This window comes from Pseudoduganella sp. RAF53_2, from assembly GCF_052113985.1.
Taxonomy (GTDB): domain Bacteria; phylum Pseudomonadota; class Gammaproteobacteria; order Burkholderiales; family Burkholderiaceae_D; genus Rugamonas.
Genome location: NZ_JBFRDW010000997.1, coordinates 1 through 1,398 on the forward strand (window position 1 = coordinate 1; position 1,398 = coordinate 1,398).

Annotated in this window: 2 protein-coding genes; one reads left to right on the top strand and one right to left on the bottom strand. The window is 59.8% G+C overall.

What is annotated here, in order from left to right:
- A partial coding sequence (locus AB4Z11_RS31765; protein ID WP_442030168.1) for a signal recognition particle receptor subunit alpha occupies positions 1-692 on the bottom strand: 692 nt, incomplete at its 3' end.
- A gap of 207 nt (positions 693-899) precedes the next feature.
- On the opposite strand from AB4Z11_RS31765, the gene AB4Z11_RS31770 reads away from it, so the two are divergent.
- On the top strand, positions 900-1,398 hold a 499-nt coding region (locus AB4Z11_RS31770; RefSeq protein WP_442030170.1), incomplete at its 3' end, for a DUF898 family protein.

Here is a 1,398-nt window from a genome sequence, read left to right on the forward strand (position 1 = left end):
TCCTGGCCCAGCATGGCGTCGACCACGAACAGCGTTTCGATCGGCTTGACCGCGCCGTGCACGGCCGCGATCTCTTTCATCATTTCTTCGTCGATACCGAGGCGGCCGGCGGTGTCGATGATCAGCACTTCATGGTGGTGCTTCTTGGCCCAGTCCAGGGCGGACAGGGCGATATCGACCGGCTTGTCCTGCGCGGTGGACGGGAAGAAGTCGGCGCCAACCTGCTGGGTCACCGATTGCAGCTGGGCGATTGCGGCGGGACGGTACACGTCGGCCGACACGGTCAGCACTTTCTTCTTCTGTTCCTTGAGGTACTTGGCCAGTTTGCCGACGGTGGTGGTCTTACCCACACCCTGCAGACCGGCCATCAGGATGATCGCCGGCGGCTGCTGGGCAAAACTGAGCTTGGCCGCTTCCGGGCCGAGGTCGGCGCCCATCAGGGCGGCCAGCTCGCGCTGCACCACGCCGACCAGGGCCTGGCCCGGCGTCAGGGACGAAATCACTTCCTCGCCGAGGGCCTTTTCCTTGACCTTGGCGATGAATTCGCGCWCGGCCGGCAGGGCCACGTCCGCCTCCAGCAGCGCCAGGCGCACTTCGCGCAGCATCTCGGCGGTGTTGGACTCGGTCAGGCGCGCTTCACCACGCATGGTCTTGACGACCTTGGCAAGGCGCTGTGTCAGATTGTCTAGCATTGGCTACCTACTAATATGGAGCGGGGAAAATCCCGCCATTTTACATTAGTGCGGCGCCACAATCTCAGCGCAATCCTGGGCGTAGCCATCAACTAACTCTCACATTGTCACAGTCGTGCACACTTGCTTTGCTAAATTGAGATTTCYCATTGACAACATTTGTGCCAGAAGGCATTTTGCTTATATTTCATGTAACAGGAGAGCAAGATGCAGAACCTGGCAGTTCAGGAACAGTCGACGGAAGACGGCGAACAGCAGCTGACCTTTTCGGCGACCGGCAGCGAATACTTCCGCATCTGGATCGTCAACGTCTTGCTGACGATTGTTACCCTCGGCATTTATTCAGCGTGGGCCAAGGTGCGCAGCAACCAGTACTTTTACTCAAGCGCCCGCCTGGCCGGCAGCAGCTTCGAATACCACGGCAACCCCAAGGCCATTCTGAAAGGCCGTATTGCTGCGCTGATTCTTGTCGGCGGCTACCACGCGGCGGTGCGCACTTCGATCACCGCGGCGCTGGTGATGGCGGCCGTCATGGCTTGCGTGATGCCCTACCTGGTCTGGAAAAGCCTGCAGTTCAAACTGCATAACACCAGCTACCGCGGCATTCGCTTCGGCTTTGATGGCAGCGTCGGCAAGGCCTATCTCTATTATCTGCTGATGCCGCTGCTGGCTGCGACCGTCGTCATGCTGCCGTGGGTCCATCAAC